The sequence below is a fragment of the Ruegeria sp. CDSA033 genome (genome assembly GCF_059612305.1).
The window spans coordinates 104833-121713 of record NZ_JBXWQI010000009.1; the positions used below are offsets into that span (position 1 = coordinate 104833).

Here is a 16881-nt window from a genome sequence, read left to right on the forward strand (position 1 = left end):
ACCCGGGGACCAGAGCGCAAGTGCCCTCTGGTCCCTTGGTTTTATTGGGCCATATTCGCCGCAAGCCAGTGTTCCAGCCAGTGAATGTTGTAATCACCGTTGTGGATTTCCGGCTCTTGCAGCAACGCATGGAACAGCGGCACGGTTGTATCGATACCGTCCACGATCAGTTCGCCCAATGCGCGATCTAGTCGTGCCAGCGCCTCGGCTCGGTCGCGGCCATGTACGATCAACTTGGCAATCAGCGAGTCGTAATATGGTGGAATCGAATACCCATCATACAGCGCCGAATCCATCCGCACACCCAGACCGCCGGGGGCATGAAAGGCCGAGATCCTACCCGGGCAGGGTGAGAAGTTCGGCAGCTTTTCTGCATTGATCCGGACCTCGATGGCGTGGCCGTTGATCACAAGATCGTCCTGACCAAACGACATCGGTTCGCCAGCTGCGACGAGAATTTGTTCGCGCACCAGATCGACACCAAAGATGCCCTCGGTCACTGGGTGTTCTACCTGCAGGCGGGTGTTCATCTCGATGAAGTAGAACTCGCCATTCTCATACAAGAACTCGATGGTTCCGGCACCGATATAGTTGATCTTGGCCACAGCGTCCGCGCAGACTTTACCGATCTTGGCGCGTTCTTCCGGGGTGATGCTGGGGCCGGGTGCCTCTTCAAACACTTTCTGGTGGCGGCGCTGCAGCGAGCAGTCGCGTTCGCCCAGATGCACAGCCTTGCCCTTGCCGTCTCCAAAGACCTGGATCTCGATATGGCGGGGCGTGGTCAGGTATTTCTCGATATAGACCTCGTCATTGCCAAAGGCGGCTTTGCCCTCGGCACGTGCGGTCATAAATGCGCTTTCCATCTCATCCGCGCTCATCGCGACTTTCATACCGCGACCGCCGCCGCCAGCGGTGGCTTTGATGATGACGGGATAACCAAATTCCTCGCCGATTTTCTTGGCGGTTTCCAGATCTGGCACGCCGCCGTCCGAACCCGGAACACAAGGCACACCCAGCGCCTTCATCGTGTCCTTGGCGGTGATCTTGTCGCCCATGACGCGGATGTGCTCGGCGGTGGGGCCGATAAAGGTGATGCCGTGGTCTTCGACGATCTGCACGAATTCGGCATTCTCGGACAGGAAGCCATAGCCGGGGTGGATCGCCTGTGCGCCAGTGATTTCACAGGCCGAGATGATCGCGGGCACCGACAAGTAGCTTTGCGGGCTGGGCGGAGGGCCGATGCAGACCGATTCGTCCGCCATGCGCACATGCATCGCGTCGCTATCGGCGGTGGAGTGGACGGCGACCGTCTTAATCCCCATCTCGCGGGCAGCGCGGATGACCCGCAGGGCGATCTCGCCTCGGTTGGCAATCAGGATCTTGTCGAACATGGGACCGCCTTACTCAACGATGACCAGAGGGGTGCCGAATTCCACCGCATCACCGTCACCGACCAGAATGCGTTTGATGGTTCCGGATTTGGGCGCGTGAATGTGGTTCATGGTTTTCATCGCTTCGACGATCAGCAGAGTATCGCCTTCGGACACCGATGCGCCCACGCTGATGAAGGAAGGTGCGCCCGGTTCGGGCTGCATATAAACGGTTCCTACCATGGGCGAGGTGACAGCGCCCGGGTGGCTGGCCGGATCTTCCTGTGCCGCTGGGGCTTCGACAGGTGCAGCGGCTGCTGCCACGGGTGCTGGTGCCGCTGCCGGTACGGCCATCTGAACAGGGGCGGGCGCGACCTGCGACATACGGCTGACGCGGACATTCAAACTGTCGTCGTCACCATATTCGCGCATGACTTCCAGTTCGGTAAGGTCATTTTCGCGCAGCAGTTCGGCCAGTGCCTTGATGAATGCCACATCCGCTTCGTGTTTGGTATCTGTCATGAGTGTCCTCGACGGTTCCCCTTTGGCCCGTCTGTTCTCGCGGGCTTTGGTCTGATTACGCAGCGTTATAAGCTATGCGCACGGTCATGAAAAGCGCAGTCTCGGCATGTCAGATGGGGGTTTTGCCCAATATTTCGAGGGGGAAACGGATTAGAGGGGCATGCCTGAGAGTTTTGCCACAAGTTCCGGTAGTTTGCGTGCGCCGAACTTCTCTAGCAAACGGGCGCGGTAAGCCTCGATTGTGCGATAGCTCAGCCCCAGCTCGACGCCGATTTCCTTGGCGGACAGGCCACGGCAGGACATGATCGCAACTTCGCGTTCGCGGGTTGTCAGTTCGACCAGCGGGCGGTCTTCTGAGATGTCGGAAAAGCTCCAGATGCCATGGCGAAACGGGTCGTCCGGTGTCAGGGATCGTCCGCGTGCACGGCACCAGAACAAGTCCCCGTCGCGTCGGCGCATGACCCGTTCGTCGGTATAATATCCTGTGTCCTGCATCGCTTTCAGGCCGCGCTGTCCAATCCTCTCCCAATCCGCGACCGAGGGGTAGAGGTGCAGCAGAGGCATATTGCGATACTCTGCTTCCTCGCCGCCAAAGGTGCGGGCGAATTGCAGATTGCAGCGTCGGATGATGCGGTTTTCCAACTCGACCAATCCGATAGGGGCATATTCGAAAGCTGGGTCGCTCATCCGGCTATCGTGCAAGGAATTCGGGAAAATTAGAAGAGGGTGGATTCAGATTTGGCAGATTGGGCACAGATTGGTGGGGTGGAAGGCAAGGGCCATCCATAATCACAGTTGTGAATGCTGTAAATGGGCTATGAAAATTGGCCTTTAAGTTCTAGAAATTTAATAGGAGTTTTGAAAAGAATGGATCAAATTGGGTGATGGAACATGCGCGACACGCTGACGGGTAGCCGCATTCGCGAGCGACGACAAATCTCAGGTCTGCGGCAGGCCGAGCTTGCGCGTCAAGTTGGGATCTCGGCGTCTTACTTGAATTTGATCGAACACAATCGCCGCCGGATCGGGGGCAAGCTGCTGGTGGATATCGCCAATGCGCTGTCTGTTGAGCCTTCGCTGCTCACCCAAGGGATTGAGGCTACGCTGATTTCGGCGCTGCGCGAGGCTGCCGCAGATGCGGTTGGACAGCAGGCCGAAGTGGATGCGCTGGAAGAGTTCGCAGGCCGGTTTCCCGGGTGGGCCGGAGTTCTGGCGCAGATGCATCGCCGGGTCGTCTCACTTGAGCGCACGGTTGAAACTCTGTCCGACCGACTGACGCATGATCCACATCTTGCCGCGTCGATGCACGAGGTGCTGTCAACGGCCGCTGCCATTCGTTCAACGGCAGGGATTCTGGCCGACACGCAGGAAATCGAGCCCGAGTGGCGCGATCGGTTCCACCGTAACCTGCACCAGGATGCTGAACGGCTGGCCGACAGTTCCAAGTCTCTGGTGGCATATTTGGATGATTCTGACGCGGCCGACGACCGTCGCGGTGTGCCCTCGGAGGATGCTGAGGCTTTTTTTCAAGCCAACAGCCACCATTTCCCGCAGATCGAAGCAGGCGGAAGCGGCGCGGACATTGACCTAAGCGCGATTGAATCGGCGGCAGCGCGGACTGTGACCAAGGGATATCTGGATACCTACGCCGCAGATGTCAGAGCCATGCCCCTGGACGACGTCCAGAAGGCGCTGACCGAGGCCGAGCCTGATCCGCTGGCTCTGGCGGCACGGTTTTCAGTAGATATTCCGACAGTCCTGCGGCGGCTGGCGACATTGCCCGAAGGATATCTGGGGCGGCCAACCGGGCTTGTGGTCTGTGACGCGTCGGGCAGTATCCTGTTCAGCAAATCCGTGCCGGGTTTCGCCATGCCACGCTTTGGCGAAGCCTGCCCGTTCTGGCCCATCTTTCAGGCGCTGAACAGACCATTGGTTCCGATCCGCAAACGTGTTGTGCAATTGGGGCGAACGGCGGCCGAGTTCGACTGCTATGCCTACGCGTGGCCGCAGGCGGTTTCAGGATATGACGATGCGCCCGCCTATCATTCAGTCATGCTTGTCCGAGCGGTGGACGAGGGGGCTCCGAGCGCGCAATCCGCGACCCGGGTCGGCCCAAGCTGCCGGGTCTGTCCGAATGACGCCTGCGCATCGCGCCGCGAGCCGTCGATTTTGAGCGAAGGTTTTTGACAGTTTCCTGACAGAAGGCTTAAGCTGACGCCGACAGGTTCACGGACAGAACCTGTCATGGGGAGGGATGGAACATATGAGCCGCAAGGTTCTGTTAATTGAGGATGAGCCCAACATCGCTGAGGCCATTCGATTTTTGCTGACCCGCGAGGGATGGCACGTTGAAACGCACGCAGAAGGGTCGGATGCGATAGAAGTCATCCAGGGCGCAAATCCTGATCTGGTCATACTGGACGTTATGCTGCCCGGCAAAAGCGGGATGGAGATTTTGCGCAACCTGCGCGAGCTTGAGGGCATGCAGCATTTGCCCGTTTTGATGCTGACCGCGCGCGGGCAATCGCGCGACCGGGAAATGGCTGAAAATGCCGGGGTCAGCCGCTTTATGACCAAACCGTTTTCCAACGCCGAAGTGCTGACAGCGGTGCGAGACCTGCACGCGCAGGCAACGCGGTCATGAACACGGGCGAAGATCGTAAACCCCAAGGGGTCCGGCCTTCGCTATTTCTCGAGCGTCAGAGCTATCGCCGCCGCAGGTTGATGGATGCCGCGCGCTTATTGCCTATTCTGGGGGCCGCTCTTGTTGCCATTCCCCTGCTGTGGCCAAGCCAAGGCTCATCTGAAGATGGTGTGCCGCTGTCTTCAGCAATTCTGTATATCTTCACGTGCTGGGCTTTGCTGATCGTATTCAGCCTGATCTTTGGATTTGCAGCCAGACGAATGGTTGTAAGTGACGATGCCGAGGCAGAGTCGGATTGATGGCCACACTAAACGTTCTGATCCTGGTTTGCCTCGGCTATGTCGTTCTGTTGTTCGGGGTGGCTTTTGCCGCTGACCGGATGGCGGCCGCTGGCCGAGGGGCGTGGTTGCGGTCTCCGCTGATTTATACCTTGTCGCTGTCGATTTATTGCACGGCCTGGACCTTTTACGGCGCCGTTGGGAATGCTGCACGGTCCGGGTTGGAGTTTGTCACGATCTACCTTGGGCCGACGCTGGTGATGCTCAGCTGGTGGTGGGGGTTGCGCAAGCTCGTGCGGGTCGGACGCACCCAGCGGGTAACATCCATCGCAGACTTGATTTCGTCGCGATATGGAAAATCCAACACGCTGGCCATTTGCGTGACCATTCTGGCCGTTTTGGGCGGAACGCCGTACATAGCGTTGCAGCTGCAATCCATTACACTGTCTTTTTCCATCTTTGCCGAGGCTGATCCCTCGGGCCTCTACCGAGAAGGTTCCAGTGTGTTTTGGGTAGCTGCGGGCCTGGCGGTATTTGCTATCCTATTTGGCACTCGAAATCTGGACGCGAATGAGCGTCATCACGGCGTGGTCACCGCCATTGCGTTGGAATCGGTCGTCAAACTGTTCGCCTTGCTTGCGGTTGGTGTCTTCGTGGTTTGGGGGGTTGCGGGTGGGATCGGCCCGATGATGGATCGCATCGATGCCTCAGAAATCGGGCAATGGAATGTGGATGCCGGACGTTGGACGACCTTCATCTTCCTCTCGGCTGCCGCTTTCATCTGTTTACCGCGGATGTTTCAGGTGATGGTCGTTGAAAATGCGGATGAGGGGCATCTGAGAACCGCTGCCTGGGCTTTCCCGTTATATCTGCTGTTGATGAGCCTGTTTGTCGTGCCCATCGCCGTCGTGGGTTTGGATTTGATGCCCGAAGGCTCGAATCCCGACTTGTTCGTGCTGACGGTGCCCTTGTCGCAGGGGAACGACTGGCTGGCGATGCTGTCGTTTATCGGCGGGTTTTCCTCGGCCACGTCTATGGTCATCGTGACGGCAATGGCGCTGTCGACCATGGTGTCGAACCATCTGGTCATGCCGATCTGGCTAAGCACGCAAGGGGGGGCGGGTTCGGTCTCGGGTGATGTGCGCAACGTGGTGCTGATGGCGCGGCGCGTGTCCATCGCGGTCATCATGGCGCTGGGTTACTATTACTACCGCTTGTCGGGCGGTGGGGCTGCACTGGCGTCGATCGGGCTGGTGGCCTTCGCGGGCATTTCCCAGATCCTGCCAGCGCTGGTAGGAGGGTTGTTCTGGCGCGGGGCCACGCGAACCGGGGCGTTGGTGGGGCTGACGGTTGGTTTTGTGCTGTGGATTTACACCTTGTTACTACCGGGGATGGGCGGGGCAATAATGCCCGACTCGGTGTTGCAGAACGGTCCCTTCGGGTGGGGCTGGCTGCGCCCAAGGGCCCTTTTCGGGATCGAAGGAATGGACCCCATGGTCCACTCGGTCATGTGGTCGTTGGCATTGAATACGGCTGCGTTCTGCGCCGCGTCATTGTTGAGCTTTCCCAGCCCGTTGGAGCGTCTTCAGGGCGCGCAGTTCGTCAATGTTTTTGACCACTCGGTCTCACCTGCTGGTTGGACCGGGTCGGTGGCGCAAAGCGAAGACCTGATGATCATGACACAGCGCATTCTGGGCTCTGGCCCGGCGCAGGAGTTCTTTCAGCACGAGGCCGAAGCACAGGGTGGACGGACAAGCCTGCCGGAACCCACGCCGGGTTTTTTGGAAAGACTGGAACGTGAACTCAGCGGCTCGGTCGGCGCGGCCACGGCCCATGCGATGATCGGGCAGATTGTCGGTGGATCGTCCGTTTCGGTTGAGGACTTGCTTGCGGTGGCTGACGAGTCGGCGGAACTGTTGGAATATTCCAGCCAGCTTGAGGCCAAATCCGCCGAGCTCAGCCGTACCGCGCGCCAATTGCGGGAGGCGAATACCAAGCTGACGCAGATCTCGGAACAAAAAGACGGGTTCCTTAGTCAGGTCAGCCATGAATTGCGGACGCCGATGACCTCAATCCGAGCCTTTTCCGAGATCATGCGCGATACGGACGGTCTGAGTGCCGAAGAGCAAACGCGCTATGCCGCGATTATCCATGATGAGGCGCTACGGCTGACTCGCCTGCTGGACGATTTGCTGGACCTGAGCGTTCTGGAAAGTGGTCGTGTGAGCCTGAATATGGGTGGGGATACCCTTGGTTCGATCCTTGATCGGGCGGTCTCCAGCGCATTGGCGGGGTCACATCCAAAACTCAGGATTCGCCGCTCGCGGTCGTCCGAGCGTATTCCGCTGAACACTGATCTCGATCGGTTGGGGCAGGTCTTTATCAATCTGATTTCGAACGCGCAGAAATACTGCGACGCGGATGAACCCGTTCTGACCATCTCGGCCCATGATGTCGGGGGCCAAGTCGTCATTGATTTCACCGATAACGGCAGTGGCATCCCGCCCGAAGCGCAATCGATGGTGTTCGAAAAGTTTGCCCGTGTCGGTGGGGACAAGGCGGGTGGCGCTGGTCTGGGTCTGGCGATCTGCCGCGAGATCATGCAGCGTCTTGGCGGCGAGATCAGTTATCTTCCCGGCCAGGGCGGCGCGGCCTTTCGGGTCCGCCTTCCGCTGGCGCACCGGCAAGCTGCGCAATGATACGAGCATAAAGACATTGGTAACCCGCCTCGGGTTAGACCGGATACCAGGTTCAGAAACTCAAATCGGTATCGGGCATGACGCAGTCTGTCAGCACAGCTTTGGCGCGCAAACTTTCAGCGGGACAAGAAGAGCAAGGTGAAAAGCCGCGTTCCGTTCTTCGTGCCCTTCGACTGGCCTTTGCGCGAACGGCAGGGGATCGGTTCCAGCTGCCGTTATCGGTGATCGGTGCAAGGCAGTCTTTCAAAGCCCAGGACACGCTGGCTGAGGTGGTTGATGCGGACTGGATGCTGTTGCGCCTGGGCAACGCGGACGGGATGTCCGCTGCGATTTGCGTGGATATGGGGGTCGTGTCAGCGATCGTGCAAGTGCAGACAATTGGTGAAGTTATGCCGAACCCGCCAACAGCACGGGAGTACACAGATACGGATGCAGCAATGGTGGCGCCGCTGGTCGAAGACGCTTTGACCAGGGCCGTCGCGCTGGTCGATACAGCCGCCGATCAATCCAGTCTTACCGGTTATGAATTCCGGGCGCGGATGGCGGATCTGCGTTCATTGTCGTTGGCTATGGTCGAAGACGCATATCGCGTGTTTGACCTGACGGTAGAACTTGGCGGTGGGCTGCGACAGGGGCAGATCACAGTCCTGTTGCCCGATACACCGTCAGAGCAGGAGGTCGATGATGAAATTCAAGTTGCTGCCGGCCCGAAGCTTGAGCAAGCGTCGGGGGTTGTCCGGGCCGAATTGAATACGGTGATCGGCAGGATGTCAGTGCCATTGGTAACCCTGTCCGGGCTGTCAGTTGGGGACGTTCTACCGTTGACCGGATCACGGCTAGATCGTGCGGAAATCCTGACAATTGGTCGAACGCGGGCTGCAATTGGACGTTTGGGACAATGCGGAGGAATGCGCGCAGTACGGTTGAACGAATGTGCTTCGGCTGGGGCGTTGGAGCAAGCTGAAATGCCCGAGTTTCTGGAAGCGCGAAGCAGCGCGCCAGTTCCGGACACTCTGAAAGATCCGATGCCAATCGATCCCGCGCATGAGGTCGTGCCAATAGGTTCCGTGGCATTGAACGAATTGGAGGGCGATCTGGGCTTTGGAAGCCCGGATCAGATGGCGGCCGAGATTTCGCAGCTGGCAGGTCTGACAGGATTGGACGACGTTCCCGATGCAACCTGACCTGAGCGCCAAAGGTCCTTAGCCGTCAGAACCGCGCATATGCTCCAGCGCGGGGCGTAGGTTGTCCAGCATGTAACCTGCCTTGGTTGTGGCCTCGAGGATCTCGTCCGCGCTCATGTGGTCGCACTGACCCAAAGCCCAAACCACCGAGCAGCGCGTGCCCGACGCGCAATAGGCTAAGACGGGGCCAGAGCAGCTTTCAGCCAATTCTCGTTGCAGGGCAACATTGCCGGGCGTCATGGTCTGGTGGGTCAGTTCCAGAACCTCATATTCCATCCCGGCTGCCCGGACGGCCTGTCCGATTGCATCCGACTGCATGGTTGGTGGAACTTCCGTATTGGGACGGTTGCAGATGACCTTAACGAAACCAGCTGCGGCGATGGCTGGGACGTCCTCGACCGTGATTTGGGGCGAGACGGCATAGCGGGGGGTTATTGGTCGAATCTCCATGGCAATTGCTTAGGCCGCGTTTGCGGATCTGTCCAGTTGTGCACCAAGCCCGGGCGCCGCAAACATTCCTGTGATCATCGCAGCCAGAAACACGAGGCCGCCAAGGCCGCCATAGGTTATGGACGCGATGGCAGGTCCAGGACAAAGCCCGGACAAGCCCCAGCCCATGCCAAACATCACGGAACCGATAATCAGGCGACGGTCCAACTCGGGCGGGCTCATCTTAGGAAACTGACCACCGGTCAGCGGCCTGCGGTGGGCCGTCATTCTCCACGCGATGAGCATCGGCAGGATCGCGCCGCCCATCACAAATGCCAGGGTGGGATCCCAGTTCCCGAACACATCCAACCACCCCTGAACCTTGGTGGTATCGGTCATGCCCGAGATCAAAAGGCCGGCACCAAACAGAGATCCAGCCAGCATTGATACGAGAACCCGCATCAAATCAGCCCCCATACATGGCGCATCAGGGCAATTGTTGCCCCACCTGCGCCGATATAGATCAACGTCGCGATGATGCCCCTGACGGAGAATCGAGAAATACCACATACCCCGTGCCCCGAGGTGCATCCATTGGCAATGCGCGTTCCTGCGCCAACCAAAAGGCCGGCGATGACGATCACTGCGAAATTGTCGGTCAGATGTGTCATGGGCGCAGAAGAGAGCAGGGGGCTCAAAACAAGCGGTGTCGCGATGACGCCTGCGATGAAGCTTAGGCGTTCTAACGTGCGGTCACTGCCATCAACCAGCCCGCCTAGAATCCCACTGGCGCCCATAATGCGCCCATTGCCCAGAAGGTAGACTGCGGCGCCCAGGCCGATCAGCAGGCCACCGGCAAGCCCCCAAATCCATTCAATGTACATTCGTTATCCTCAGTTCGCCTGATGGGTCTGCGTCACAACTTGTTGATCGGCACCTTCAGGAATACGTCGCCCTGTTCGTCCGCAGGCGGCATCTGTCCGGCCCGCATATTGACCTGCAGGGACGGCAGGATCAGGCGCGGCATGGGCAGGGTCGCATCGCGGGCATCACGCATCTCGACAAATTCCTCGATTGATTTGCCTTGTCCGATATGGACGTTCAGGGCTTTTTGCTCTCCGACAGTGGTCTCCCAGGCAAATTCATCACGCCCCGGAGCTTTGTAGTCATGGCCAACAAAGATGCGCGTCTCATCCGGCAGGGCCAGGATCTTCTGGATCGACTCGAACAGCATTTCCGAAGACCCACCGGGAAAATCGCATCGCGCGGTGCCGAAATCCGGCATGAACAGCGTGTCACCGACAAATGCCGCGTCTCCGATCACATATGTCATGCAGGCGGGCGTATGGCCGGGCGTGTGGAAAACATCGCCACGCATCTGCCCAACATGGAAGCTGTCGCCATCGCGGAACAAAGCATCGAACTGACTGCCGTCGCGCTGAAACTCAGTCCCCTCATTGAAGATTTTCCCGAAGGTTTCCTGGATCGTTACGATCTGTTCACCGATACCGATCTTTCCGCCCAGTTCCTGTTGCAGATAGGGTGCCGCCGAAAGGTGGTCGGCATGCACATGGCTTTCCAGAATCCACTCGACCCTTAGCTCATTGTCGCGAACATAAGCGACGATCTGATCCGCCGAGTCGGTCTTCGTTCGGCCCGAGGCGTGATCGAAGTCCAGAACGCTGTCGACGATTGCGCAGGCCGTCCCTTCGAGTTCCTGCACAAGGTATGAGACCGTATTGGTTTCAGGGTCGAAAAACGCTTTCACAATTGGTGTCATCTGGCTCTCCGTCAGCGCGCAGTTTATCATATATGTTTTTCAGAATATGATGCAACCGGCATTCTTTGATTTGATGCGTGTCAAGGCAAGTTAATCCAAATCCGATTAGAATTTAATCATTCTGCCTTAGGTTGCCGATACCGGGTGGGCGACAGGCAGTTTTCCGCGCGTTTGTTCGCCACGATAACCAGGTCTTAAATCCGTTACCTATATCGGCGACAGTGATAGAAATTGGGAGGAATAAAATGTCTGCAAAAAGTTTGTATTCCGAAGCCGAACACCTGGAGCAAAAGCTGCAGAATGCCTGTTTTGAGACCCGGCTTGCGCTTCAGCCCAGTGTAACCAAAGTGATTGATCGGATGCGTCAGGAAGGCATGCACGTGCCATCGCGCCTGCGTCACCTGGATGCGGCTTTGTGCGAAGATGCCATAGAGGCGCAGTTCGACAATATGCCGGTCTGAGGCGAAGAATTAGCTGAACGAGATTCCCAGGATCACCAGCATCAGGCCAATCACAGAAAGAAAAAGCGAAGCCAGATTCCACGGCAGAACGCTTTGAACAGCGGCGCGCAATTCATCGTCCGACAGGCCGGATTTGCGCGCTTTCATCACACGCAGGATACACCAAACCAGCCCCAGCAGGCCTGCAAGTGACAGGGCGGCACCGCCCCAGGTGATGAATTCGAACATGGTTCCCCACATTTTTCCGCAAATCCTGTTTGCGCTTAGCGGATCGACCGACCGCGCACAAGCCCATCAAGGATTGGATGCTTGCAGCCCACGCGGCGGCAATGTATCCGGCTAACTGCCGTTGCTAATGCATCAGATCGCAGCCTTTTGGAGAGATGAATATGGAAGACGTGACCGAAGATCAGGCCGCCGCCAACTACCGTGTGACAGCGGGCGAGCTGCGTCAGTTCGTGGAACGGATCGAACGCCTGGATGCCGAGAAAAAGGATTTGGCGGAGCAGCAGAAAGAGGTCATGGCCGAAGCCAAAGCCCGCGGTTACGACACAAAAGTGATGCGCAAGGTCATCGCGCTGCGCAAACGCGACAAGGACGATATCGCCGAAGAAGAGGCGGTACTTGAAATGTATAAGGAAGCGTTGGGCATGTGAGCCGGGCCTGGGGTTAGGGTTTCAGGACCTTCACCCCGGCCATCGTTTCCAACTTGGTCAGATCCTGCTCGTACAGTTCGGAAAATGCGTCGATGATCTCATCGCTCCAGCCGGGCAGGTCCAGTTCTTCTTCCATTTTGTCCGGCTGAGCATGGTTTGCCAGAATGTCTGCAAGAACGTCTCGGGTTTCAGCCTGTGAAAGCGTCGAAACCTGGTCCAGAATCGCCTGCGCTTGTGATTGACCTTCTTCGGTTAGCAACGAGATCAGCAGGTCGTACTCATCTTTGATCGCAGCCTCCGCGGCAAGCCCGCCGACGCTGCGCACAACGTCCCCCCACAAGAGCGGAATGTCCTCATTGCACCATAGGGTAATCTGCACCCCGGGGGCAAAGTCGCGAACATCTTCGATCATCTCAACCCAGCTGAGGTGGCTTAGATCATTGTTGCGGATCACGTCCTCGCGCGCCTGTTCCGGTATAGACATCAGGTGTTTCGGGATAAAACTACCGGGGTTCCTGAGCGCCAGATACAATTCCAACTGACAATTACTAAAGGCCTCTTCCAGAACAGATAAGCGTTTGCCTGCAGAAGGATAGAACTGCCCATCGGCAATTACCACGTCTTTCTCGCCAATGAAGTTTTCACTGGTGAAAATGGCGCGCTTTACCTCTGGTTGGATTGGCAGGTTGCCTCGAATACTTTCAATCTCGTCCGGTAATGGGGGGCGCGTATTTAAGGCCTGAAATGCAGGTTTGAACACTTGCCGGTAACGGCGAGGACCAAAGAAAGCCACGCCATTTTGGGCCAGTACTTCCCCATTGGCTTGCAACGACCTGAGCAGCCGCCCTTCATCGGTAAAAGCCGCGCCTGCGTGGATGGCAACCTGCATGTTTGGTTCTTGTCCTTGCATTCCTGAACCTGCCTGTCGAGTTACAGGCTGTGCCAGGGACAGTCAAATCCACACCCCCCACTTAAAGGTGATTGGCCGTATCACAAGGAAAATCAAAAATCCCTAAGTTTGGATGAAAATTGAGGCTTGCAGTCCGTTAAAAGAGAAAGTAATCGACACCCAGCGCCCCTATAGCTCAGCTGGTAGAGCAACTGATTTGTAATCAGTAGGTCCGCGGTTCGAGTCCGTGTGGGGGCACCAGAGATTTCAATGGGTTAGCGGGATGTCGTTAGCCCATTTTTTCTTTCCAGCAACCACCTAGCTACCACCCTGCATAAAAAAGCGTGTTGCTGCGTGGGAATCTGTGTTTTTCGTCTCGACGAATTTGGAGACGTTGTTTCCATCTAAAGTTTTGATTTTACGACATAAATTGACATATTTTCGATTTTTGGTACACTGTTTTTCGACAGCATAGTGCGCAGTGGTAAAGCGTGACGTGATGTCCTGCGCTTCTTGGGAATAATCCTGAGCGCATTTTTTCCAACACATCCAAAAAACTCAAGGAGCGTACCATGACGGACAACGCACACTCAGAGCATGTCAAGCTGACAGCGACAATGTCGCCACTGCAAAAGTACCGGGCATTGAACGATCACTTTCGAAAAACGACCAAGGGCGGGATCGTTTCTATTTCGTGGGGCATTCACATGCTTGGCCGCGCCGAGGTGGATAACATCATGAAAAAGCTCGGGAGCGCTGAAGGCGACAACAGCTGCGATGTGGGTGGCGAGCATGACATGGGCGAGATCACGGTGAGCAATCGCCGTATCTATTGGGAAATCAACTACTACAACAAAGACCTTGACGACATGTCTGTTGATGCCACCAACCCAGACCAAACAACGCGGTTTATGACCCTTCTACTCGACAGCGAACTGTAAGCGGCTCGCATGTCATACTAGCAGGCCCAGACGTTGGGCCTGCATTCTCTCTGGACATCATTAACTACAGGACCGTGGATGTGACGGATCGCGCGAGCAATATCCTTTGCTTGACGCCAACTGTGCAAAGATATGTGGGCTGAACGATCGCCTTCGGCGCTTTGAGCCTATGTGGGCGCACGTTGCTATGCCAAGCATCATGGATATGGGGCCACAAACTGTGCAAGACATCATGACGGCTGTGGCGATCTATGACGCCTTTACTGATGACAACAACCCATATGGGGAGCATGGCATTGGCGCAATCACATATGAGGGTCAGCGCATCTTTTGAATAATCGACTGCTACAACAGAGACCTAAGCGGAGGACCAGAAGACCCCGCGAAACTTTCAGTGACAACGCTTGTTATGACAGTGTTTCTGGCGAGTGACTGCTAGCGAATTCCTGGTCGCTTCTATTTTTTTCAACACGTTTCGCAGTCTTCCAGCCTTTTCGCTTCCTTCTGCGGTATAAATCAAGAATTGGGTCACCTCCGATTTGCAGAATAAAACCGATTACATACTCAGGCGGAACGTCGTTCTTGTGTGCATAGATCAGCTGCCGCGACGATTTTGAAATCTGATCTCTGCTCACGATGCGCTTTGAGTTTTTGCCTAGCCGATTTTCGCCAAGCAAGAGGAGGTAGCACCAGTGGAAAGGGTTCTGTTTGACGTTGGGAGTCGCAATACTTGCAAGCGGCGCGCTGTACGCTGCAGAATGTTTCTGCAGGAAATCAGCAAGAATTTCCTGCTTTTCTAACTCGATCAACTGACGCCCTAGTACATAAACCGAACGCTTTAGAACGTTAGCGGGGCGGTTGTAGGGAATCTCGTCTCCCTGCGACTCATCGAAAATACGCTGGAACGTTCTTAAACCCACATTGTCTAGATAGCGCAGGTCCGACCTAAGCTTGCCATTGGTTCGGGCAAGCCCCCGGAGAATTTCTCCTTCTTTGCACAAGGCAATGTTCTCTTCAGTGCGTGGGATTTTTCTGATTCGTGCCATGCCTGCTATTTTGCCCAGTTTCTGCCGTTGGGCAGAAATTTTTATTTTGAACACATCTCAAATGAGTATCCCCATAGGGATACGAATTTCAAGAAAATTAGTGCTTAGAGGCCTCACGCTGGAAGGCCGTTGGGGTTGGTGGCGCCTTCGAGATATAGCCAGAACAGTTTTCTAGCCGCGCCTGAAAATTCTTTAACTATATGGAATTTAATGTTTTTTATGTGTAAGTTGATGGTGCTCCAAAACGTGGAGTGGCACCACAGCAGAAGCCGAATAGTTGTGGTTCTCTTGATGGTGTCAAAATAGACCGACGTGCAGAAAAGGAGAGCACAATGGAATATGATGTTAGGCCTATGATCAAGAACCGTAAGGGGTCTGTCCCCGCCAGTTTCTTGTCAGAAAAGCAAACAGCAGCTTATCTCAACATGTCAGTGAGTTGGCTTCGGAAGTGCCGAGAACTTGGAACTGGACCTGTCTGGATGAAGTTTGGCAATTCGATTCGATATCCGAACGACGCTTTGCTGGGGTATGTTCAGCAATCTACACGCAACTTCACGGGTGAGTACCGGCTACCACCTGTTAAGCCATCCCAAGAAGGCACAAATAACACCTAGGTCACTGAAGTAATTCAGACGTCCACGTGGATCTGATCACCCCACACGGACACCCGCACTCTGCGGCAACACCACCACACATATCAAAACAACCTAAAATCTTGCGCGGTGTACGGCGCACCACAGCTTTCGCGTGCTCGCGGAAGTAGGGGTGTACTTCTTTGTCGCGCAGGATCCAAAAACTCAAAGATTGGAGACGAGAGTGAAAAATGAAAAGCATCCCCAAAAAGATAAAAAAAGAACCCCGAACAAGGGCGATAATCCTAAGCTGAAATCGAGTGGGCGTTGTATACGTATATCCCCTACTAAACAATCTACCAAATCTACAGATTGTGATAGTCTAGCACACTCTCAGAGTGCCTCTAGAAAGAAACTTTCTTTGGACACTGTCCCCAAAAATCTCGACGACTATGACGACGGTTTTGAACACAGCAAAGCGATCCACAAGAAAGGCTGTAAGATTCACCAGAAGCGCTGGTTTGCTACTCTTCGCAATCGAGTATTCAAGACAACAGACCTCAAGGACTTTGAGGCGCTTCTCGGCATGGGGGATATTCGTGCGGACTTCATGCCAGCTAGTGATTTGAAGGCACGAAATATGATGGGGCGCTACCTAATTGATGAGATGGAGAACCTCTATGAATTGGGGGTGAAGAATGCTGCCCTTGATTTTCAGTGGATAACCATCGTCTCGGACCATCTCATGTTCAATGAGAGGGAGGGGGTTGCAAAGATCTATGCGTGTAAAAAGGCGGTCCAAGATGTTCTTCGTAACTACACAGACTATAGCGCTCTGGGAGTGGTGGAGATACAGCCAATCATCAACTACCCGATAGATCAGCGGGGCAAGATGTTTTCTGTTCACGCTCATGTCTTTTGCTGGGGTGCAAAGAGCCAAACTGCCAAACTAAAACGACACAGCAAGCGGTTCAAATCTAGCATAACAAAACTGCCTGTTCATTCCCTGACAGCCTATCATTTTGAAGGTAGCTTTGGCCGACTTGGGCGCTACATGGCTAAACCACCGTTTGAAGGGAAGGAAGTGAACTTTGAGAAACTCGCGCTAGGCAAAGCCTGCCTGAGCTCAGCCAAGCGGGTCGAAAAATATCACGATTTTCGCTTGTTTGAGACGAATGCAAAGATGCCATTGGAAAGCATTCTGTTTGGGGTTCGGGATGGCGCGAATGCACGTATGCGTATCGCAAAGAAACTGCAAAAGTGGCATCGGGCTCGCAAAGGCACTGTGTTCAAATTGGCTACTCGTGTGGATCGCCTGTTTGAAGACTTCTTGCGAGACAACAAAAAACTAAAAAACTATAAGCCTTTGGTGGTGAAGTATAAAAAGGGTCAGTAGCTAGCTTTGAGCAT

Annotated in this window: 19 protein-coding genes, 1 tRNA gene and 1 pseudogene; 11 read left to right on the top strand and 10 right to left on the bottom strand. The window is 55.6% G+C overall.

From position 1 onward, the window contains the following. Nucleotides 1-41: 41 nt before the first annotated feature. From accC to AC2FLA_RS13435, 3 genes are all read right to left on the bottom strand, one after another. Nucleotides 42-1391, bottom strand: coding sequence for an acetyl-CoA carboxylase biotin carboxylase subunit (gene accC, locus AC2FLA_RS13425; protein WP_058277013.1), 1350 nt, complete (start codon nt 1389-1391; stop codon nt 42-44). Nucleotides 1392-1400: 9 nt separating this feature from the next. Further along, nucleotides 1401-1892 (bottom strand): acetyl-CoA carboxylase biotin carboxyl carrier protein, encoded by a 492-nt coding sequence (gene accB / locus AC2FLA_RS13430; RefSeq protein WP_058272194.1) that lies wholly within the window; start codon nt 1890-1892, stop codon nt 1401-1403. A 150-nt stretch (nt 1893-2042) separates the two neighbouring features. Next, nucleotides 2043-2579 carry a LuxR C-terminal-related transcriptional regulator gene (locus tag AC2FLA_RS13435; protein ID WP_058272193.1) on the bottom strand — a complete coding sequence of 179 codons (537 nt, stop codon included), beginning with the start codon at nt 2577-2579 and terminating at the stop codon, nt 2043-2045. A gap of 204 nt (nt 2580-2783) precedes the next feature. Here AC2FLA_RS13435 and AC2FLA_RS13440 point away from each other — a divergent pair, with 204 nt between their 5' ends. From AC2FLA_RS13440 to AC2FLA_RS13460, 5 genes are all read left to right on the top strand, one after another. Then, nucleotides 2784-4079 (top strand): helix-turn-helix domain-containing protein, encoded by a 1296-nt coding sequence (locus tag AC2FLA_RS13440; RefSeq protein ID WP_496722785.1) that lies wholly within the window; start codon nt 2784-2786, stop codon nt 4077-4079. 76 nt (nt 4080-4155) lie between these two features. Next, on the top strand, nt 4156-4536 hold the full coding sequence (locus AC2FLA_RS13445; RefSeq protein ID WP_113788253.1) for a response regulator transcription factor: 381 nt from the start codon (nt 4156-4158) through the stop codon (nt 4534-4536). After that, nucleotides 4533-4835, top strand: coding sequence for a hypothetical protein (locus tag AC2FLA_RS13450; RefSeq protein ID WP_496722787.1), 303 nt, complete (start codon nt 4533-4535; stop codon nt 4833-4835). The genes AC2FLA_RS13445 and AC2FLA_RS13450 overlap by 4 nt, the downstream gene beginning before the upstream one ends. After that, a complete protein-coding gene (locus AC2FLA_RS13455) occupies nt 4835-7513 on the top strand; it encodes an ATP-binding protein (protein WP_282169167.1) in 2679 nt (892 codons plus the stop codon). Before AC2FLA_RS13450 ends, AC2FLA_RS13455 begins: the two co-directional genes overlap by 1 nt. A gap of 77 nt (nt 7514-7590) precedes the next feature. Next, nucleotides 7591-8697 carry a FliM/FliN family flagellar motor C-terminal domain-containing protein gene (locus tag AC2FLA_RS13460; RefSeq protein ID WP_496722789.1) on the top strand — a complete coding sequence of 369 codons (1107 nt, stop codon included), beginning with the start codon at nt 7591-7593 and terminating at the stop codon, nt 8695-8697. Between the two features lie 18 nt (nt 8698-8715). On the opposite strand, the gene AC2FLA_RS13465 is transcribed toward AC2FLA_RS13460, so the two are convergent. From AC2FLA_RS13465 to AC2FLA_RS13480, 4 genes are read right to left on the bottom strand one after another with little or no spacing between them, the layout of a single operon-like run. Next, a complete protein-coding gene (locus AC2FLA_RS13465) occupies nt 8716-9147 on the bottom strand; it encodes a protein tyrosine phosphatase family protein (RefSeq protein ID WP_108861797.1) in 432 nt (143 codons plus the stop codon). A gap of 9 nt (nt 9148-9156) precedes the next feature. Continuing rightward, on the bottom strand, nt 9157-9588 hold the full coding sequence (locus tag AC2FLA_RS13470) for a DUF6691 family protein (RefSeq protein WP_108861819.1): 432 nt from the start codon (nt 9586-9588) through the stop codon (nt 9157-9159). Further along, nucleotides 9588-10010 carry a YeeE/YedE family protein gene (locus AC2FLA_RS13475; RefSeq protein ID WP_058272188.1) on the bottom strand — a complete coding sequence of 141 codons (423 nt, stop codon included), beginning with the start codon at nt 10008-10010 and terminating at the stop codon, nt 9588-9590. The genes AC2FLA_RS13470 and AC2FLA_RS13475 overlap by 1 nt, the downstream gene beginning before the upstream one ends. 32 nt (nt 10011-10042) lie before the next feature. Beyond that, nucleotides 10043-10906 (bottom strand): MBL fold metallo-hydrolase, encoded by an 864-nt coding sequence (locus tag AC2FLA_RS13480; protein ID WP_496707100.1) that lies wholly within the window; start codon nt 10904-10906, stop codon nt 10043-10045. Nucleotides 10907-11151: 245 nt separating this feature from the next. On the opposite strand from AC2FLA_RS13480, the gene AC2FLA_RS13485 reads away from it, so the two are divergent. Continuing rightward, complete coding sequence (locus AC2FLA_RS13485; RefSeq protein WP_058277021.1) at nt 11152-11367, top strand: hypothetical protein; 216 nt, start codon at nt 11152-11154, stop codon at nt 11365-11367. 9 nt (nt 11368-11376) lie between these two features. Here AC2FLA_RS13485 and AC2FLA_RS13490 read toward each other — a convergent pair whose 3' ends face one another. After that, nucleotides 11377-11595, bottom strand: a complete 219-nt coding sequence (locus AC2FLA_RS13490) for a hypothetical protein (protein WP_170417849.1) — start codon at nt 11593-11595, stop codon at nt 11377-11379. 161 nt (nt 11596-11756) lie between these two features. Here AC2FLA_RS13490 and AC2FLA_RS13495 point away from each other — a divergent pair, with 161 nt between their 5' ends. Beyond that, nucleotides 11757-12023, top strand: a complete 267-nt coding sequence (locus AC2FLA_RS13495) for a DUF2312 domain-containing protein (protein WP_058272185.1) — start codon at nt 11757-11759, stop codon at nt 12021-12023. Between the two features lie 13 nt (nt 12024-12036). Here AC2FLA_RS13495 and AC2FLA_RS13500 read toward each other — a convergent pair whose 3' ends face one another. Then, nucleotides 12037-12933 carry a hypothetical protein gene (locus AC2FLA_RS13500; RefSeq protein ID WP_496722791.1) on the bottom strand — a complete coding sequence of 299 codons (897 nt, stop codon included), beginning with the start codon at nt 12931-12933 and terminating at the stop codon, nt 12037-12039. A 164-nt stretch (nt 12934-13097) separates the two neighbouring features. Between AC2FLA_RS13500 and AC2FLA_RS13505 the strand changes: the two genes are divergently transcribed. The 3 genes and pseudogenes from AC2FLA_RS13505 to AC2FLA_RS13515 all read left to right on the top strand — a co-directional run bounded on the left by AC2FLA_RS13505 (nt 13098) and on the right by AC2FLA_RS13515 (nt 14292). Then, nucleotides 13098-13173 (top strand) — tRNA-Thr (locus AC2FLA_RS13505). Between the two features lie 311 nt (nt 13174-13484). Further along, nucleotides 13485-13853, top strand: coding sequence for a DUF3768 domain-containing protein (locus tag AC2FLA_RS13510; protein ID WP_496722793.1), 369 nt, complete (start codon nt 13485-13487; stop codon nt 13851-13853). Between the two features lie 232 nt (nt 13854-14085). Then, nucleotides 14086-14292 (top strand): annotated as a pseudogene (locus AC2FLA_RS13515) (DUF3768 domain-containing protein). Here the strand turns inward: AC2FLA_RS13515 and AC2FLA_RS13520 are convergent. Continuing rightward, nucleotides 14261-14899: a hypothetical protein gene (locus AC2FLA_RS13520; RefSeq protein ID WP_496722795.1), complete on the bottom strand. Its 639-nt coding sequence runs from the start codon at nt 14897-14899 to the stop codon at nt 14261-14263. The pseudogene AC2FLA_RS13515 and the gene AC2FLA_RS13520 sit on opposite strands and share 32 nt — an antisense overlap. 816 nt (nt 14900-15715) lie before the next feature. On the opposite strand from AC2FLA_RS13520, the gene AC2FLA_RS13525 reads away from it, so the two are divergent. Then, nucleotides 15716-16867: a hypothetical protein gene (locus AC2FLA_RS13525; RefSeq protein WP_496722796.1), complete on the top strand. Its 1152-nt coding sequence runs from the start codon at nt 15716-15718 to the stop codon at nt 16865-16867. Nucleotides 16868-16881 lie beyond the last annotated feature (14 nt).

Bases quoted from the DNA above. Each gene is read 5' to 3' on its own strand.
- accC (WP_058277013.1), bottom strand. From the start codon at position 1,391: ATGTTCGACAAGATCCTGATTGCCAACCGAGGCGAGATCGCCCTGCGG.
- accB (WP_058272194.1), bottom strand. From the start codon at position 1,892: ATGACAGATACCAAACACGAAGCGGATGTGGCATTCATCAAGGCACTG.
- AC2FLA_RS13435 (WP_058272193.1), bottom strand. From the start codon at position 2,579: ATGAGCGACCCAGCTTTCGAATATGCCCCTATCGGATTGGTCGAGTTG.
- AC2FLA_RS13440 (WP_496722785.1), top strand. From the start codon at position 2,784: ATGCGCGACACGCTGACGGGTAGCCGCATTCGCGAGCGACGACAAATC.
- AC2FLA_RS13445 (WP_113788253.1), top strand. From the start codon at position 4,156: ATGAGCCGCAAGGTTCTGTTAATTGAGGATGAGCCCAACATCGCTGAG.
- AC2FLA_RS13450 (WP_496722787.1), top strand. From the start codon at position 4,533: ATGAACACGGGCGAAGATCGTAAACCCCAAGGGGTCCGGCCTTCGCTA.
- AC2FLA_RS13455 (WP_282169167.1), top strand. From the start codon at position 4,835: ATGGCCACACTAAACGTTCTGATCCTGGTTTGCCTCGGCTATGTCGTT.
- AC2FLA_RS13460 (WP_496722789.1), top strand. From the start codon at position 7,591: ATGACGCAGTCTGTCAGCACAGCTTTGGCGCGCAAACTTTCAGCGGGA.
- AC2FLA_RS13465 (WP_108861797.1), bottom strand. From the start codon at position 9,147: ATGGAGATTCGACCAATAACCCCCCGCTATGCCGTCTCGCCCCAAATC.
- AC2FLA_RS13470 (WP_108861819.1), bottom strand. From the start codon at position 9,588: ATGCGGGTTCTCGTATCAATGCTGGCTGGATCTCTGTTTGGTGCCGGC.
- AC2FLA_RS13475 (WP_058272188.1), bottom strand. From the start codon at position 10,010: ATGTACATTGAATGGATTTGGGGGCTTGCCGGTGGCCTGCTGATCGGC.
- AC2FLA_RS13480 (WP_496707100.1), bottom strand. From the start codon at position 10,906: ATGACACCAATTGTGAAAGCGTTTTTCGACCCTGAAACCAATACGGTC.
- AC2FLA_RS13485 (WP_058277021.1), top strand. From the start codon at position 11,152: ATGTCTGCAAAAAGTTTGTATTCCGAAGCCGAACACCTGGAGCAAAAG.
- AC2FLA_RS13490 (WP_170417849.1), bottom strand. From the start codon at position 11,595: ATGTTCGAATTCATCACCTGGGGCGGTGCCGCCCTGTCACTTGCAGGC.
- AC2FLA_RS13495 (WP_058272185.1), top strand. From the start codon at position 11,757: ATGGAAGACGTGACCGAAGATCAGGCCGCCGCCAACTACCGTGTGACA.
- AC2FLA_RS13500 (WP_496722791.1), bottom strand. From the start codon at position 12,933: ATGCAAGGACAAGAACCAAACATGCAGGTTGCCATCCACGCAGGCGCG.
- AC2FLA_RS13510 (WP_496722793.1), top strand. From the start codon at position 13,485: ATGACGGACAACGCACACTCAGAGCATGTCAAGCTGACAGCGACAATG.
- AC2FLA_RS13520 (WP_496722795.1), bottom strand. From the start codon at position 14,899: ATGGCACGAATCAGAAAAATCCCACGCACTGAAGAGAACATTGCCTTG.